The 18,121-nt window shown below is 75.7% G+C and carries 3 protein-coding genes and 1 pseudogene; all 4 read left to right on the top strand.

Translation table 11 applies throughout. The features are described from left to right. Positions 1-29 precede the first annotated feature (29 nt). A complete protein-coding gene (locus AMK13_RS43665) occupies positions 30-188 on the top strand; it encodes a hypothetical protein (RefSeq protein WP_158077742.1) in 159 nt (52 codons plus the stop codon). Positions 189-307: 119 nt separating this feature from the next. Then, complete coding sequence (locus AMK13_RS24250; protein WP_049649760.1) at positions 308-520, top strand: MbtH family protein; 213 nt, start codon at positions 308-310, stop codon at positions 518-520. A gap of 585 nt (positions 521-1,105) precedes the next feature. Next, on the top strand, positions 1,106-10,864 hold the full coding sequence (locus AMK13_RS24245; RefSeq protein WP_074004071.1) for a non-ribosomal peptide synthetase: 9,759 nt from the start codon (positions 1,106-1,108) through the stop codon (positions 10,862-10,864). Between the two features lie 124 nt (positions 10,865-10,988). Further along, positions 10,989-18,059: pseudogene (locus AMK13_RS24240) on the top strand (amino acid adenylation domain-containing protein); the annotation flags it as partial. Between the last annotated feature and the right edge of the window lie 62 nt (positions 18,060-18,121).

The raw sequence follows: 18,121 nt of genomic DNA, 5'->3' as shown, positions 1-18,121 counted from the left end.
ACCGCCCTCCTCAGGAAGAGGAATTCGCGATGCCAAGCCTTGCCGTCCGCGTCCACAAGATGCTCGGGATGCTCGCCGTCCTGCTGGCCGCCGTGGTCGGCCTCCAGCTCCACGCCCAGCCGCACCTGTCCACGGTCTCCGTCACCGCCCACGACGCCCCCAGCGAGGACTCCGGCTGGGGTCCGTGAGCCGCGGCTCCGTTTGATCACATCCGGTCACGTCCGACCACCCTGCTCCTCCCCTTCTCGCACTGCTCTGCACGGCTACGAACCAGATCTGCACAGCTACGAACAGAGAGGAACCGACGATGGCGAACCCGTTCGAGGATGCCGAGGCCAGCTACCTCGTCCTGACGAACGACGAGGGCCAGCACTCGCTGTGGCCGGCCTTCAGCCCGGTGCCCGCCGGTTGGCAGCAGGTGTTCGGTGCCGCCGGACGACAGGACTGCCTCGACTACGTCGAGCAGAACTGGCAGGACCTGCGGCCGAAGAGCCTCATCGCGCACCTGTCCGAGCACTGACCCCGGCCACCGCCCACCGACCGCCGGACCGCTGAGCACCGCGCGGCCGCCGGACGGGGATCCGCGCCGAACGGCCGCTCACCCGGTCGCACCACCTCGGCGGCGCGGCACCCGGCACAGCACCATCCGGCAGGGCACCACCCGGCAAAGCACCGCCTGACAGCGCACCACCTCGGCAACGCACCCGGGGCAGACCGCCGCTCACCCGGCACCGCCCCGCACCCGAGCCGCCCCTCACCAGGCCGCTCGCCCGGTCGTCGGCGCACCGCACCGCCGGAGCCCGCCGACACCGCCTCACCACACCACCGCAGCACCCCGTCACCGCCGCGCGGCCGCACCGTCACGCCGCCGGCGCGGTCCCGTGTCCGACGTCTACGCGCGTGCATCGAACAGCACCGGCGCGCCACCACCCTCCGCACCGCCGCACCGCACCCGTGTGCCGCACGGACGTCACACGAAGCACACCGCAGCACCGCAAGACGACCGCAACATCGCTCCGCCGACCCCCGGGCCGACCGCCCCGGGGTCAACCCAGCTCGCCGCTCCCGCCACCGCGGGAGCCAGCCGCACGAGGGAGAGAGTCACATGTCCGGGGTCCAGCAGACGCACAGATCCGAGCAGCGGCCGGAAGCGGCCGAGGTCCTGTGCCGACTGTTCGCGGAGGTGCTCGGCCGGGAGTCGGTCGACCCCGCGGCGGGCTTCTACGACCTGGGCGGCGACCGGCCCGCCGCCGAGCGGCTGCTGGCCCGCGTGCACGAGGAGTTCGGCGTCCGCCTGGAACCGTCCGTCCTGGCGGACGCCCCCACCCCCGCCGCGCTGGCCGCCCGGCTGGCCCGCCCCGACACCCGCCCGACCCTCACCGAGCTGGTCGACGCCCAGGTCGCCCGCACCCCGGACGCCCCCGCCCTGTACGCCGAGGGCACCACCCTCACGTACGCCGAGCTGGACGCCCGCGCCAACCGGCTGGCCCGGGTGCTGGCCGCCCGCGGCCTGGGCACCGAGGACGTCGTCGCGCTGGCCCTGCCGAAGTCCCCCGAGGCGATCGCCGCGATCCTCGCCGTCGCCAAGACCGGCGCCGCCTGGCTGCCCGCCGACCCGGCCTACCCAGCCGAGCGGCTGCGCCACATGCTGAGCGACTCCCGCGCCGCCCTGGTGCTCACCACCGCCGGGGCCGCCGGCCAGCTGCCGGAGACCGGCGCCCCCCGGCTGCTGATCGACTCCGCCGAGCACCTCGCCGACCTGGCCGCGCGCTCCGGGGACCGGTTCACCGCCGCCGAGCGGGTGCGGCCGGTGAGCGCGCCGAACACCGCGTACGTCATCTACACCTCCGGCTCCACCGGCGTGCCCAAGGGCGTGGCCGTCACCCACACCGGGCTGCCCAGCATGGTCGGCACCCAGGTCGCCGCCACCGGGGTCGGCCCCGGCAGCCGGGTGCTCCAGGCCTCCTCGCTCAGCTTCGACGTCTCGGTCTCCGACCTGTCCGTGGCCCTCACCACCGGCGCCGCCCTGGTGCTGCCGCGCGAGCAGAGCCAGCTGGTCGGCGAGCCGCTGGCCGCCCTGATCGACCGGTTCGGCGTCACCCACGCCGATGTCGCCACCGCGATGATCTCCACCCTGCCCGACCTGCCGATGCCCTCGCTGCGCACCCTGATCGGCGGCGGCGAGGCGGTCTCCCGCGAGCTGGCCGCCCGCTGCGGCCGCGGCCGGCTGATGCTCAACAGCTACGGGCCGACCGAGGCCACCGTCATCGTCAGCATGAGCGAGCCGCTCACCGGCGAGGAGCTGCCCCCGATCGGCCGGCCCTGCCAGGACGTGCGCATCCACGTGCTGGACGAGCACCTGCGCCAGGTCGAGCCGGGCACCGTCGGCGAGCTGTACCTGGCCGGCCCGCACCTGGCCCGCGGCTACCTGAACCGCCCGGGCCTGACCGCCGAGCGCTTCGTGGCCGACCCCTACGGCGAGCCCGGCGACCGGATGTACCGCACCGGGGACCTCGGCAGCTACCGCCCGGACGGCCAGCTGGACTTCCTCGGCCGGGCCGACGACCAGGTGAAGATCCGCGGCTTCCGGGTGGAGCTCGGCGAGATCGAGCAGACCCTCTCCGCCCACCCCGAGGTGCGCCAGGCCGTGGTGCTGGTCCGCGAGGACCGCCCGGGCGAGCGCCGCCTGGTCGGCTACACCGTCGGCGCCGCCGACCCGGCCGAGCTGCGGGCGTACTGCGCCGAGCGGCTGCCCGACCACATGGTGCCCGTCGTCGTGGTGCTCGACCGGCTGCCGCTCACGCCCAACGGCAAGGTGGACAAGCGCGCCCTGCCCGCGCCGGTGTTCGGCGCCGGCGAGGAGGACGGCCGCGCCCCCGCCGGCGAGCTGGAGCACACCCTGGTCCGGCTGTTCGGCGAGGTGCTGGGCCTGCCCCGGGTGGGCGTCACGGACTCCTTCTTCGAGCTCGGCGGCGACTCCATCGTGGCCATCCAGCTGGTCTCCCGTGCCCGGCACGCGGGCCTCCAGCTCACCCCGCGCGAGGTGTTCCTCGCCCCGACCGTCGAGAAGCTGGCGCTGATCGCCCGTCCGCTGGAGGGGCCGGTCGTCGTCGAGCCCGCCGGGTCCGGCCTCGGCGAGGTGCCGCCGACGCCCATCGTGCACTGGCTGGCCGCCCAGCACGGCGCGGTGGAGAGCTTCTACCAGTCCACCCTGCTCACCCTGCCCGCCGGCACCACGCGGGAGCACCTGACCACCGCCGTCCAGGCCCTGCTCGACCACCACGACCTGTTCCGCGCCCGCACCTCCCCGCTCGCCGAGCGCCCCTGGACGCTGCACGTGCCCGAGCCCGGCGCCGTCCCCGCCGACGCCGTGCTGCGCCGGGTCGAGGGCCGGGCCGACGCGGACGCGCTGCGCGCCGAGACCGAGGCCGCCCGCGGCCGCCTGTCGCCCGAGGACGGCCGGATGGTCCAGGCCGTGCGCTTCGACGCCGGCCCGGAGCAGCCCTCGCAGCTGCTGCTGGTGATCCACCACCTGGTGGTGGACGGCGTCACCTGGCGCATCGTCGAGGAGGACCTGCTCGGCGCGCTCGCCGCGCTCCGCGAGGACCGCGCCGTCGAGCTCGCCCCGGTGCCCACCTCCTTCCGCCGCTGGGCCCAGCGCCTCACCACCGAGGCCAACACCGACCGCCGGGCCGCCGAACTCCCGCTCTGGCAGGCCGCGTTGGCCACCCCGGACCCGCTGCTCGGCGACCGCCCGCTGGACCCGGCCCAGGACACCTACGCCACCGAGGGCCTGCTGCGGCTCGTGCTGCCCGCCGCGACCACCCGGGCGCTGCTCACCAAGGTCACCGCCGCCTACCACGCCCAGGTCAACGACGTGCTGCTGACCGGGCTGGCCCTGGCCCTCGGCCACTGGCGCGGCCAGGAGACCACCGGGCCCGACGGCGCCGTGCTGGTCACCGTGGAGGGCCACGGCCGCGAGGAGGTCGTCGACGGCGTCGACCTGCACCGCACCGCCGGCTGGTTCACCTCCGTCTACCCCGTCCGGCTCGCCCCCGGGGCGCTGCCCTGGTCCGAGGTCACCGCGGCCGGCCCCGCACTCGGCCGGGCCCTCGGCCGGGTGAAGGAGCAGCTGCGCGCCGTCCCCGACAACGGCATCGGCTTCGGCCTGCTGCGCCACCTCAACCCGGACACCGCCGCCGCGCTGGCCGGGCACGCCGACCCGCAGATCGAGTTCAACTACCTGGGCCGCTTCGCGCCCGAGGGCGTCACCGCCGAGGACGTGCTCGCCGGCACCGAGGCGATGTCCGAGGGCGCCGCGACCGGCCTCGCCCTCGGCCGGGTGCTCGGCCTGGACGCCACCACCGTGGACACCCCGCAGGGCCCGCTGCTGGTCGCCCAGTGGTCCTACGCCACCGGGCTGCTCTCCGAGGAGCGGGTGCAGGCCTTCGCCGAGGCCTGGTTCGCCGCGCTGGGCGCGCTCGCCGAGCACGCCGAACGGCCGGACGCGGGCGGGCACACCCCCTCCGACTTCCCGCTGGTCGCCGTCACCCAGGACGAGCTGGACGGGCTCGCCGCCCACCACGCCCCCGCCCGCCTGGTCGACGTCTGGCCGACCTCGCCGCTCCAGCAGGGCATGGCCTTCCACTCGGCGTACGACGCCGACGGCGCGGACGTCTACACCTCGGTCGTCACCTTCGACCTCGACGGCCCGGTGGACGCCGACCGGCTGCGCGCCGCCGCCGAGGCGCTGCTGGTGCGCCAGCCCAACCTCCGGGCCGCCTTCCACCAGCGGCACGACGGCCCGCCGGTGCAGGTCGTCCCGGACGGCGTCGAACTGCCCTTCACCGTCGTGGACCTGAGCGGCCACGCCGACCCGGAGGCGGAGGCCGGGCGGATCGCCGCCGCCGAGTACGGCCGCCGCTTCGACCTCGACCGGCCGCCGCTGCTGCGCTACACCCTGCTCCGGCTCGCCCCCGGGCGCCACCAGCTGATCGCCTCCGCGCACCACATCCTGCTGGACGGCTGGTCGACCCCGCTGTTCGCCGAGGAGCTGTGGGCGCTGTACTTCGAGCAGCCGATGGCCCCGGCCGCCCCGTACCGCGAGTACCTGCGCTGGATCACCCGGCGCGACGGCGACACCGCCCGCGCCGCCTGGGCCCACGCCCTGGCCGGCGCCGACGAGCCCACCCTGCTCGCCCCCGGCCGCTCGGCGGCCGTCCCGCAGCTGCCGCTGCGCCTGCACACCGGGCTCTCCCCGGAGGCCACCGAGGCCCTCGCCCGCACCGCCCGCCGCTACGGCGTCACCCTCAACACCCTGGTCCAGGCGGCCTGGGGCGTGCTGCTGGCCCGGCTCACCGGGCGCGAGGACGTGCTGTTCGGCACCACCGTCTCCGGCCGGCCGCACGACCTGCCGGGCGTGGAGCGGATGATGGGCCTGCTCATCAACACCGTGCCGGTGCGGGTGCGCCTGGACCAGGCGGAGAGCTGGGGCCAGCTGCTGCTGCGCCTCCAGCACGAGCAGTCCGCGCTGCTGGACCACCAGCACCTCAGCCTCACCGAGATCCAGCAACTCGCCGGCATGGGCAGTCTGTTCGACACCGTCACGGTGTACGGCAACTACCCGGACCCGTCCGCGCTGGACGACGCCGACCCGAGCGGCGCCACCCGCGTCACCCTGGTCGAGGACGTCGACAGCGCCCACTACCCGCTGGTGCTGGCCCTCACCCCCGGCGACGGCCTCCAGCTGCGACTGGACCACCAGCCGGACGCCTTCACCACCGGGGAGGCCCGCGCCCTGCTGGACCGCTTCCTCGCCCTGCTCGACCGGATCGTCGCCGACCCTGCCGAACTCGTCGGCACCGTCGAGGTGTTGACCGCGGCCGAGCGCGCCGAGCTGGTCACCGAGTGGAGCGGCACCAGCACCCCGCTGCCGGAGGGCTCGCTGCCCGAGCTGTTCGAGGCGCGGGCCGCCGCGACCCCGGACGCGCTCGCGCTCACCGCGGACGACGCCGAGCTGACCTACGCCCAGCTCAACGCCCGGGCCAACGGCCTGGCGCTGCGGCTGGTCGAGGCCGGGGTGGTCCGGGAGACGCCGGTCGCGCTGATGATCGACCGCTCGGCCGCCCAGGTGGTGGCGATCCTGGCCGTGCTCAAGGCCGGCGGCCTGTACGTCCCGCTGGACGACGCCCAGCCCGCCGACCGGCTGCGGACCGTCCTCGACGACGCCGGGGCCGCCCTGGTGCTGGCCGACGCCGCCCACCGCGAGCACCCCGCGCTGGCCGGACTGACGGTGCTCGACCCGCACGCCGAGGAGCACCCCGAGAACCTCGGACTGCCGCAGCGCGCCGACCAGTTGGTGTACGTGATGCACACCTCCGGCTCGACCGGCGTGCCCAAGGGCATCGCCATCACCCACCGCGGTGTGGTGGACCTCGCGCTCGGCGGCCAGTTCACCGGCGGCGGCCACGAGCGGCTGCCGGTGCACGCGCCCTCCGCCTTCGACGCCTCCACCTACGAGATCTGGACCCCGCTGCTCTCCGGCGGCCAGCTGGTGATCGCCCCGGCCGGCCGGCTCGGCATCGCCGAGCTGGCGGCGGTGATCGGCCACGAGCGGACCACCTCCGCCTGGATCAGCGTCGGCCTCTTCAACGTGCTGGCCGCCGAGGCCCCGGAGACCTTCACCGGGCTGCACGAGGTGTGGACGGGCGGCGACATCGCCTCGCCGGTCGCCATGCGGCGGGTGCTGGACAGCTGCCCCGGGCTGCGGCTGATCAACGTCTACGGGCCGACCGAGACGACCACCTTCGCCACGCACTTCCCGATGACCTCGGCCGCCGAGGTGCCGGCCGTCGTGCCGATCGGCCGGCCGCTGCCCAACAACCGGCTGTACGTGCTGGACGCCGGGCTGCGCCCGGTGCCGGTCGGCGTGCCCGGCGAGCTGTACATCGGCGGCTCCGGCCTGGCCCGCGGCTACGTCCGCCGCCCCGGCCTGACCTCCGAGCGCTTCGTGGCCTGCCCGTTCGGCGAGCCCGGCGGCCGGATGTACCGCACCGGCGACGTGGTGCGCTGGACGCCCACGGGCGAACTGGAGTTCGTCGGTCGAGCGGACGACCAGGTCAAGCTGCGCGGCTTCCGGATCGAACTCGGCGAGGTGGAGGCGGCGTTCACCGCCCACCCGGAGGTCGGCCAGGTCTGCGTGGCGGTCCGCCAGGACCAGCCGGGCGACAAGCGCCTGGTCGCGTACGTCACCGGCGAGGTGCGGGCCGACGCGCTGCGCGACTTCGTCACCGAGCGGCTGCCCGGCTACATGCTGCCCGCCGCGATCGTCGTCCTCGACGAACTGCCGGTGAACCCCAACGGCAAGGTGGACCGCAAGGCCCTGCCCGCGCCCGACTACAACGGCGCCGACGGCGGGCGCGAGCCGCGCAACGCCACCGAGCAGGCCCTGTGCGCGCTGTTCGCCGAGGTCCTCGGGCTGGCCCGGATCAGCATCGACGACAACTTCTTCGACCGCGGCGGCCACTCGCTGCTCGCCACCAAGCTGGTCAGCCGCATCCGCGCCGGCCTCGGCGCCGAGCTGCCGATCCGCACGCTCTTCGACAACCCGACGGTGGCCCTGCTGGCCGCCGCCCTGCCCGACTCCGCGGCGGCCCGCCCGGCCCTGCGGCCGGCCGAGCGTCCGGAGCGCGTGCCGCTCTCCTCCGCCCAGCAACGCCTGTGGTTCATCGAGCAGTTCGAGGGCCCCAGCGCGCTCTACAACACCCCCGTCGCGGTCCGGCTCACCGGCGCCGTCGACCTGCCCGCCCTGGAGCAGGCCGTCCGGGACGTGGTGGAGCGGCACGAGGTGCTGCGCACCGTCTTCCCGACCGTCGACGGCCAGCCGCACCAACAGGTCGTCGAGGCTGGCGGGTTGTCGCTGCGCCAGGTGCCGGTGGCCGACGAGGGGCAGCTGCGGGCGGCCCTGGTCGCGGCCGGCGAGGAGGTCTTCGACCTCGCCCACGACCTGCCGGTGCGCGCCACCCTGCTGTCGCTGCCGAACGACGAGCACGTCCTGCTGGTGCTGATGCACCACATCGCCAGCGACGGCTGGTCGGTCGGGCCGCTCTTCCGCGACCTCGCCGAGGCCTACCAGGCTCGCAGCACCGGCGCCGCGCCCACCCGCGCGCCGCTGCCGGTGCAGTACGCCGACTACACCCTCTGGCAGCGCGAGCTGCTCGGCACCGACGAGCGGCCCAGCGCCCTGCTGACCGACCAACTCGCCTACTGGCAGCAGGCCCTGGCCGACGCCCCGGAGGAGCTGGCGCTCCCCTACGACCGTCCGCGCCCGGCCGTGCCGGGGCACCGGGGCGGCCTGGTGGAGGTCACCGTCGACGCCGAACTGCACGGCGCTCTCGGCGAGTTGGCGGCGGCGCAGAACGCCAGCCTGTTCATGGCGCTGCAGGCCGCGGTCGCCACCCTCTACACCCGCCTCGGCGCCGGCACCGACCTGCCGCTCGGCACCCCCGTCGCCGGCCGCACCGACGAGGCCCTGGACGACCTGGTCGGCTTCTTCGTCAACACCCTGCTGCTGCGCACCGACACCAGCGGCGACCCGACCTTCCGGGAACTGCTCGACCGCGTCCGGCGCGCCGACCTGGACGCCTACGACCACCAGGACATCCCCTTCGAGCGCCTGGTCGAGCACCTCAACCCCACCCGCACCCCCGCCCGCCACCCGCTCTTCCAGACCCTGGTGGCGCTGGAGAGCCGGGTCACGGTGCCGGCCGAGTTCGGCGGCCTGGGCTGCGCGGAGCACCCCTTCGAGCTGGACGTCGCCAAGTTCGACCTGTCCTTCCGCTTCACCGAGCAGGGCCCGCAGGCGGGCCTGACGGTGGCGGTCGAGTACGCGGTCGACCTCTTCGACCACGCCACCGCCACCGCCCTCGGCGAGCGGCTGCTGCGCGTCCTGCGCGCCGCCGCGGCCGCCCCGGACGCCCCGATCGGCGGCATCGGGATCCTCGCCCCGGCCGAGCGCGAGCAGCTGCTCACCGGCTGGAACGACACCGCCGCTCCCGTCCCGGACGCGACCCTGCCGGAGCTGTTCGAGGCGCGGGCCGCCGCCACCCCCGACGCGCCGGCCGTGGTCTTCGGCACCGAGCGGCTGAGCTACGCCGAACTGGACTCCCGGGCCGAGCACCTGGCGGCCCACCTGGCCGGCGCCGGGGTCGGCGCCGAGACGCCGGTGGTCCTGCTGATGGACCGCTCCGCCGACCTGCTGACCGCGATCCTCGCGGTGGCCAAGGCCGGCGGCACCTACGTCCCGCTGGACGACCGGCACCCGGCCGAGCGGCTGCGGCGGATCACCGCCGAGACGGCCGCCGCGCTCGTCCTGGTCGACCCGGCGCACCGCGACCACCCGCTGGCCGCCGACGCCCCCTGCCCCGTCCTGCCGCTCACCGAGGGCTGGTTCGACGGTCCGCGCGAGCGGCGCGCCCACCGGGCCGCGCCCCACCCGGAGCAGCTCGCGTACGTGATGTTCACCTCCGGCTCCACCGGGGAGCCCAAGGGCATCGCGATCAGCCACCGGGACGTGGTGCAGCTCGCCACCGACCCGTGCTGGCGGCACGACGAGGGCCTGCGGGTGCTGTTCCACGCGCCGCACGCCTTCGACGCCTCGACCTACGAGATCTGGGTGCCGCTGCTCTCCGGCGGCCAGGTGGTCGTCGCGCCGCAGGGCGACCTGGACGCGGCCGCCATCCGCGGGCTGGTCCGCGAGCACGCGCTCACCCACGTCCACGTCACCGCCGGTCTGTTCCGGGTCATCGCGGAGGAGGACCCGGGCATCTTCGCCGGTGTGCGCGAGGTGCTGACCGGCGGCGACGTGGTCTCCGCCCCGGCCGTGCGCCGGGTGCTGGAGGCCGTCCCCGGCATCGCGGTGCGGGCCCTGTACGGGCCGACCGAGACCACCCTGTGCGCCACCCAGTACCCGATGCCGGACGCCGCGGCGGTGCCGAACGTGGTGCCGATCGGGCGCCCGCTGGCCAACACCCGGCTGTACGTGCTGGACGCCGCGCTCCAGCCCGTCCCGGCCGGGGTGGCGGGCGAGCTGTACATCGCCGGGGCCGGCCTGGCCCGCGGCTACGTCGGCCGCCCGGCGCTCAGTGCCGAGCGCTTCGTCGCCTGTCCCTTCGACGGGTCCGGCGGCCGGATGTACCGCACCGGGGACCTCGCCCGCTGGACGGCGGACGGCGTCCTGGAGTTCCTCGGCCGGGCCGACGACCAGGTCAAGATCCGCGGCTTCCGGATCGAACTCGGCGAGGTGGAGGCGGCGTTCACCGCCCACGAGGGCGTCGGCCAGGCGCTCGCGGTGGTCCGCGAGGACCAGCCGGGCGACAAGCGCCTGGTGGTGTACGCCACCGGCAAGGCCACCGACGGCGAGCTGCGCGCCTTCGTCGCGGACCGCCTCGCCGCCTACATGCTCCCGGCCGCCGTGGTCGTCCTGGACGGCCTGCCGGTCACGGCCAACGGCAAGGTCGACCGCAGGGCCCTGCCCGCGCCCGAGTACGCCGGGGCGGCCGAGGGCCGCGCCCCGCGCACCGAGCGCGAGCGGGAGCTGTGCGCCCTGTTCGCCGAGGTGCTGGGCGTGGAGACGGTCAGCATCGACGACCGGTTCTTCGACCTCGGCGGCCACTCCCTGCTCGCCACCCGGCTGGTCAGCCGGATCCGCGCCACCCTCGGCGCGGAACTGCCGATCCGCACGCTGTTCGACGCGCCAACGGTCGCCGCCCTCGCCGCCGTCCTGCCCGGGGGCGAGGCGGCGCCCGCGCCGAAGAAGGCCCGCCCGGCCCTGCGGCCGATGCGCCGCCCGAGCGGCCAGGCCTGACCCGCGGCAGGACGCGGGCCGCGCCACCGGCACGGCCCGCCCCCGCCGCACGACCGCTCCGCACCACCGGGCACCGCAGCCCCACCAGCCACAGCAGCCGTACGTCGCCAGTCGGAGGCAGACCTTGATCCCGTTGTCGTTCGCCCAGCAGCGGCTCTGGTTCATCGAACAGTTCGAGGGCCCGAGCGCCCTCTACAACACTCCGTTCGCCCTCCGGCTGACCGGCCGGCTCGACGCCGCCGCCCTCGAAGGCGCGCTCGGGGACGTGGTGGACCGCCACGAGGTGCTGCGCACCGTCTTCCCCACCACCGACGGCCAGCCCCACCAGCACATCCTCACCGAGGGGCGCCCGACCCTGCACCGGGTGCCGGTGGCCGACGAGGCCGAGCTGCCCGCGCTGCTGCACGAGGCGGCCGGGCAGGTCTTCGACCTCGCCGCCGACCTGCCCGTGCGGGCCTGGCTGTACGCGCTGCCCGCGCCGGACGAGCACGTCCTGCTGCTGCTCACCCACCACATCGCCAGCGACGGCTGGTCGGTCGCCCCGCTCTTCCGCGACCTCGCCGAGGCGTACCGGGCCCGGACCACCGGCACCGAGCCGCGATGGGAGCCGCTGCCGGTGCAGTACGCCGACTACACCCTCTGGCAGCGCGAGCTGCTCGGCGAGGAGGACGACCCGGAGAGCGTCGTCTCCCTGCAACTCGCCCACTGGCGCCAGGAGTTGTCCGACCTTCCGGAGGAGCTGGCGCTCCCCTACGACCGGCCGCGCCCGGCCCGGCCGAGCCGCCGCGGCGGCGCCGCCGACTTCGAGCTGGACGCCGAACTGCACGGCGCGCTCACCGAGTTGGCCTCCGGCCGGCACGCCAGCCTGTTCATGGCGCTGCAGGCCGCGGTCGCCACCCTCTACACCCGCCTCGGCGCCGGCACCGACCTGCCGCTCGGCACCCCCGTGGCCGGCCGCACCGACGAGGCCCTGGACGACCTGGTCGGCTTCTTCGTCAACACCCTGCTGCTGCGCACCGACACCAGCGGCGACCCGAGCTTCCGCGAGCTGCTCGACCGCGTCCGGCGCGCGAACCTGGACGCCTACGACCACCAGGACATCCCCTTCGAGCGCCTGGTCGAGCACCTCAACCCCACCCGCACCCCCGCCCGCCACCCACTCTTCCAGACCGTCGTCACGCTCAACGCGGAGCAGGCCGGCGACCTCGCCTTCGGCACCGCGACGGGCACCCCGGTCGAGGTCGGCGAGGCGCAGGCCCAGTTCGACCTCAACTTCAACTTCGTCGAGCGGCTCGCGGCCGACGGCACCTGCCTGGGCGTGCGCGCCGCCGTCGACTACGCGGCCGACCTCTTCGACCACGCCACCGCCGTCTCCCTCGCCGAGCGGCTGGTGCGCGTCCTGCGCGCCGCCGTGGCCGCCCCGGACGCCCCGATCGGCGGCATCGAGATCCTCGCCCCGGCCGAGCGCGAGCAGCTGCTCACCGGCTGGAACGGGCCGGCCGCGCCGGTCGCCGAGCAGAGCCTGCCCCGGCTGTTCGAGGCCCAGGCCGCCGCCACCCCCGGGGCCCTCGCCCTGGTCTCCGGCACCGAGCGGCTCGACTACGCGGAGCTGAACGACCGCGCCAACCGGCTCGCCGCCCTGCTGCTGGAGCGCGGCCTGACCACCGAGCAGCCGGTCGCGGTGCTGATGGAGCGCTCCGCCGGGCTGCTCACCGCCGTCCTCGCGATCGCCAAGGCGGGCGGCACCTACGTCCCGCTGGACGACCGCTACCCGCTGGACCGGCTCCAGCACATCCTCGCCGACACCCGCACCGCCCTGCTGCTCGTCGACCCCGCCCACCAGGGCCACCCGGTGCTCGCCACCGAGGGCTTCGCCACCGTCGAGGTCACCGACGCGCTGCTCGCCGGGGCCCCCGCGGCGGGCGACCCGGCCGTGCCCGTCCTGCCCGGCCAACTCGTCTACGTGATGTACACCTCGGGCTCGACCGGGGTGCCCAAGGGCGTCGCCGTCACCCACCGCAACGCGGTGGACCTGCTGGGCAACCCGCACTTCCGGGCCGGCCACCACGAGCGGGTGCTGCTGCACTCGCCCACCGCCTTCGACGCCTCCACCACCGAGATCTGGGCGCCGCTGGTCACCGGCGGGGCGATCGTGCTCGCCGAGCCCGGCGAGCTGGACATCCGCCGCCTCGCCGAGACCATCACCACCCACGAGGTGACCCTGGTCCAGGCCCCGTCCGGCCTGCTGCGGCTGATGGCCGACGAGGACCCGGCCGCCTTCCGCAACGTCCGCCAGGTGTGGACCGGCGGCGACGTCGTCCCGCCGGAGTCCGTCCGCCGGCTCCACCGGGCCTGCCCGGACACCTCCGTGGTCGCGGTGTACGCCCCCACCGAGACCACCGCCATCAAGACCACCTTCACCATGGCCCCGGGCGAGCCCGTCCCCGCCGTGGTGCCGATCGGGCGCCCGCTGAACAACACCGGGCTGTACGTGCTGGACACCGCGCTCCAGCCCGTCCCGGCCGGTGTGGCCGGCGAGCTGTACATCGCCGGGGCCGGCCTGGCCCGCGGCTACGTCGGCCGCCCCGGCCTGACCTCCGAGCGCTTCGTCGCCTGCCCGTTCGGCGAGCCCGGCGCCCGGATGTACCGCACCGGCGACCTGGTCCGCTGGACCGCCGACGGCGTGCTGGAGTTCCTCGGCCGGGCCGACGACCAGGTCAAGATCCGCGGCTTCCGGATCGAACTCGGCGAGGTGGAGGGCGCGTTCACCGCCCTCCCGGGCGTCGGCCAGGCCTTCGCCGTGGTCCGCGAGGACCGGCCCGGCGACAAGCGCCTGGTGGTGTACGCCACCGGCGACGGCACTCCCGCCGAGCTGCGCGCCGCCGTCGCCGACAGCCTGCCCGGCTACATGCTCCCGGCCGCCGTGGTCGTCCTCGACGCCCTCCCGGTGACGGCCAACGGCAAGGTGGACCGCCGCGCCCTGCCCGCCCCGGACTGGACCGGCGGCGCCGAGGGCCGCGCCCCGCGCACCGACACCGAGCGCGCCCTGTGCGAACTCTTCGCCGACGTCCTCGGGTTGGAGCGGATCGGGATCGACGACAGCTTCTTCGACCTGGGCGGCCACTCGCTGCTCGCCACCAAGCTGGTCGGCCGCATCCGCACCGCGCTCGGCACCGAACTGCCCGTCCGCACGCTGTTCGACGCCCCCAGCGTGGCCGCGCTCGCCGAGGCGCTGCCCGCCCCGGGCGCCGCCCGTCCGGCCCTGCGGCCGGCCGAGCGCCCCGACCGCGTCCCGCTCTCCCCCGCACAGCAACGCCTGTGGTTCATCGACCAGTTCGAGGGCCCGAGCGCCCTCTACAACACCCCGTGCGCCCTCCGGCTGACCGGCCCGGTCGACGCCGCCGCCCTCCAGTCGGCCCTGGCGGACGTGCTGGAGCGCCACGAGGTGCTCCGCACCGTCTACCCGACCACCGACGGGCAACCGCACCAGCTGCTCCTGGAGCACCCCGAACTCCCGCTGCACACCGCCTCGGTGGCCTCCGAGGAGGAGCTCGCGGCGGCCCTCGCCGAGGCCGGGTCGCAGGTCTTCGACCTCGCCCGCGACCTGCCGGTCCGCGCCACCCTGCTGTCGCTGCCGCACCAGGAGCACGTCCTGCTGGTGCTGATGCACCACATCGCCACCGACGGCTGGTCCGTGGTCCCGCTGGTGCGCGACCTCGCCGAGGCGTACCGGGCCCGCCGCACCGGCACCGCCCCCGGCTGGGCGCCGCTGCCGGTGCAGTACGCCGACTACACCCTCTGGCAGCACGAGCTGCTCGGCACCGACGAGCGGCCCAGCGCCCTGCTGACCGACCAACTCGCCTACTGGCAGCGCGCCCTGGCCGACCTCCCGGAGGAGCTGACGCTCCCCTTCGACCGGCACCGCACCGCCGCCCCGAGCCGCCTCGGCGCCGCCGTCGAGCTGCGGATGGACGCCGGACTCCACGCCTCCCTGGTCGAGTTGGCGCAGCGGAGCCGGGCCAGCGTCTTCATGGTGATGCAGGCCGCGCTCGCCACCACCCTGGGCCGGATCGGCGCGGGCACCGACCTGCCGATCGGCACCGTGGTGGCCGGCCGCACCGACGAGGCGCTGGAGGACCTGGTCGGCTTCTTCGTCAACACCCTGGTGCTGCGCACCGACCTCTCCGGCGACCCGAGCTTCCGGGAGCTGGTGGAGCGCGTGCGGGTCTCCACCCTGGACGCCTTCGAGCACCAGGACGTGCCCTTCGAGCGGCTGGTCGAGCTGCTCAACCCGGTGCGCTCGACCGCCCGCCACCCGCTCTGCCAGGTGATGCTGACCTCCGGCGGCGACGCCGGGGAGATCGGCCTCGACGGCCTGCCCGGCCGGGTCGAGCAACTGGACTCCGACCTCGCCAAGTTCGACCTGACCTTCGCCTTCAGCGAGAGCTTCGACGCGGCCGGCGCGCCCGCCGGGCTGGGCCTGACGGTGGAGTACGCCGTCGACCTGTTCGACCGGTCCACCGCCGAGGCGACGGCCGCCCGCTTCGAGCGCGCCCTGCGCGCGGTGCTGGCCGACCCGGACCTCGCGGTGGGCCGGGTCGAGGTGCTGGCGCCCGAGGAGCGCGAGCAGCTGCTCACCGGCTGGAACGACACCCGGGAGGACCTCCCGCTCGGCACCTTCCCGGCGCTCTTCGAGGCCCGGGCCGCCGCCCGCCCGGAGGCCGTCGCGCTCTCCTTCGGCGCCGAGCAGGTCACCTACGGCGAGCTGAACGAGCGCGCCAACCGCTTCGCCCGGCTGCTGATCGAGCACGGCGCGGGCCCCGAGCGGTTCGTCGCGATCGCCCTGGAGCGCTCGATCGAGCTGATCGTCGCCCAGCTCGCCGTGCTCAAGGCCGGCGCGGTCTTCCAGCCGCTGGACCCGCGCTACCCGGCCGACCGGATCGCCTACATGCTGGACGACGCCCGGCCCGCGCTGGTCCTCACCAGCCGGGCGCTGGCCGACGGCCTGCTCGCCGACAGCACCGTCCCGCGGCTGCTGATCGAGGACCTGGACGCCTCCGGCCACCCGGCGCACGACCTCACCGGCACCGCGATCACCCCGCACTCGGCCGCGTACGTCATCTACACCTCGGGCTCCACCGGCCGCCCCAAGGGCGTGGTGGTCACCCACACCGGCCTCGCCGCCATGGTGGAGAGCCAGCGCCGGGGCCTGGCCGTCACCCCGGACAGCCGGGTGCTGCTGTTCGCCTCGCCGTCCTTCGACGCGGCCGTCTGGGAGCTGGGCATGGCGCTGCTCACCGGCGCCCGGGCCGTCCTCGGCGACGCCGACCAGCTGCTGCCCGGCCCCTCGCTGACCGAGCTGATCGCCGAGCAGGGCGTCACCCACCTGACCCTGCCGCCGACCGCGCTGGCCGTCCTGGCCCCGGACGCGCTGCCGGAGGGCGGCACCCTGGTGGTGGCCGGCGAGGCCTGCCCGCCCGACCTGGTCGAGCACTGGTCGGCCCGGCTGCGGATGGTCAACGCCTACGGCCCGACCGAGTCCACCGTCTGCGCCAGCATGAGCGAACCGCTCGCCGGCCGGATCGCCCCGCCGATGGGCCGGCCCGTGCTGGACACCCGGCTCTACGTCCTGGACGCCGCGCTCCAGCCCGTCCCGGCCGGGGTCGAGGGCGAGCTGTACATCGCGGGCGCCGGCCTGGCCCGCGGCTACCTCAACCGGCCCGGCCAGAGCGCCGAGCGCTTCGTCGCCGACCCGTACGGCGCCCCCGGCAGCCGGATGTACCGCTCGGGCGACCTGGTCCGCCGCCAGGCCGACGGCACCCTGGAGTACCTGGGCCGCACCGACCACCAGGTGAAGATCCGCGGTTTCCGGATCGAGCCCGGCGAGATCGAGGCCGTGCTGGCCCGCCACCCCGCCCTGGCCCAGGCGTTCGTGCTGGTCCGGGAGGACCGCCCGGGCGACCGCCGGCTGGTCGGCTACGCCGTCGCCCACCCCGGGCGGACGGTCGACCAGGCCGAACTGCGGGCCCACGTCGGCGCGTCCCTGCCGGACTACATGGTGCCCTCGGCGGTCGTCGCCCTGGACGCCCTGCCGCTGACCGCCAACGGCAAGGTCGACCGCAAGGCCCTGCCGGCCCCCGACACCACCTGGCTCGGCTCCGGGCGGGCGCCCGCGACGCCCCAGGAGGAGCTGCTCTGCGGCCTGTTCGCCGACCTGCTCGGGCTGGAGAAGGTCGGCGTGGACGACAACTTCTTCGAACTGGGCGGGCACTCGCTGCTGGCCAGCCGGCTGGTCGCGGGCCTGCGCGACCTGGTCGGCGAGGGCGACCAGGTCGGCGTCCGCACGCTGTTCGAGGCGCCGACCGTGGCCCGGCTGGCCGAGCGGCTCACCCGGGGCCCGGCCGCCGAGAGCTTCCCCGTCCTGCTGCCGATCCGCACCCGCGGCTCGCGCCCGCCGCTGTTCTGCGTCCACCCGGCCGCCGGCATCAGCTGGGTCTACACCGGCCTGCTGCGCCACCTCGACGCCGAGCAGCCGATCTACGGCCTCCAGGCCCCCGGCCTGGCCGACCCGGCCGCGCACCCGGCCTCGGTCGAGGAGCTGGCCCGGACCTACCTCGCGCAGATCCGCGCCGTCCGCCCCGAGGGCCCGTACGCCCTGCTCGGCTGGTCGTTCGGCGGGGCCGTCGCCCACGCGATCGCCGCGCTGCTGCGCCGCCAGGGCGAGGAGGTCCGGCTGCTGGCGCTGCTGGACGCCTACCCGGGCACCGGCGAGCCGGGGCCCGAGCAGTGGCGGGACGACCCGGCGCAGCTCGCGGTGATCCTCGACTCGCTCGGCCACCCGGCCGGGGAGGTCACCGCCTGGCCCGCCGACGAGGACGGCTACGCCGCGCTCGTCCGCGACGGCGAGGGCCCGCTGGCCGGCCTCAGCGGCGCCGGGGTGGCCCGGGTGGTCTCGGTCTTCCAGGCCAACGCCGAGCTGTCCCACGCGCTCCCGCTGCCCGGCTACGACGGCGACGCGGTGTTCTTCACCGCCGCCAAGGACCGGCCGGCCGACGCCCCCGACCCGGAGAGCTGGCGCCCGCACCTGGGCGGCCGGCTCGACGTCCACGAGGTGCCGAGCACCCACGGCGCGATGACGGGCACCGAGGCGCTCGCCGTCATCGGCCCGGTGCTCGCCGCCCGCCTGACCTCCTGACCTCCTGACACACCGACTTCAGACCCCTACCGACCGCAGGCGACCGACCTGCGCACACCACG

The organism is Streptomyces sp. CB02056, assembly GCF_001905545.1.
Lineage (GTDB): Bacteria > Actinomycetota > Actinomycetes > Streptomycetales > Streptomycetaceae > Kitasatospora.
The sequence above is the reverse complement of the archived record's forward strand: the minus strand, read 5'-3'. Positions and strand labels throughout refer to the sequence as shown.

Coding starts and splice junctions, on each gene's coding strand:
- AMK13_RS24250 (WP_049649760.1), top strand. CDS start 308: ATGGCGAACCCGTTCGAGGATGCCGAGGCCAGCTACCTCGTCCTGACG.
- AMK13_RS24245 (WP_074004071.1), top strand. CDS start 1,106: ATGTCCGGGGTCCAGCAGACGCACAGATCCGAGCAGCGGCCGGAAGCG.
- AMK13_RS43665 (WP_158077742.1), top strand. CDS start 30: ATGCCAAGCCTTGCCGTCCGCGTCCACAAGATGCTCGGGATGCTCGCC.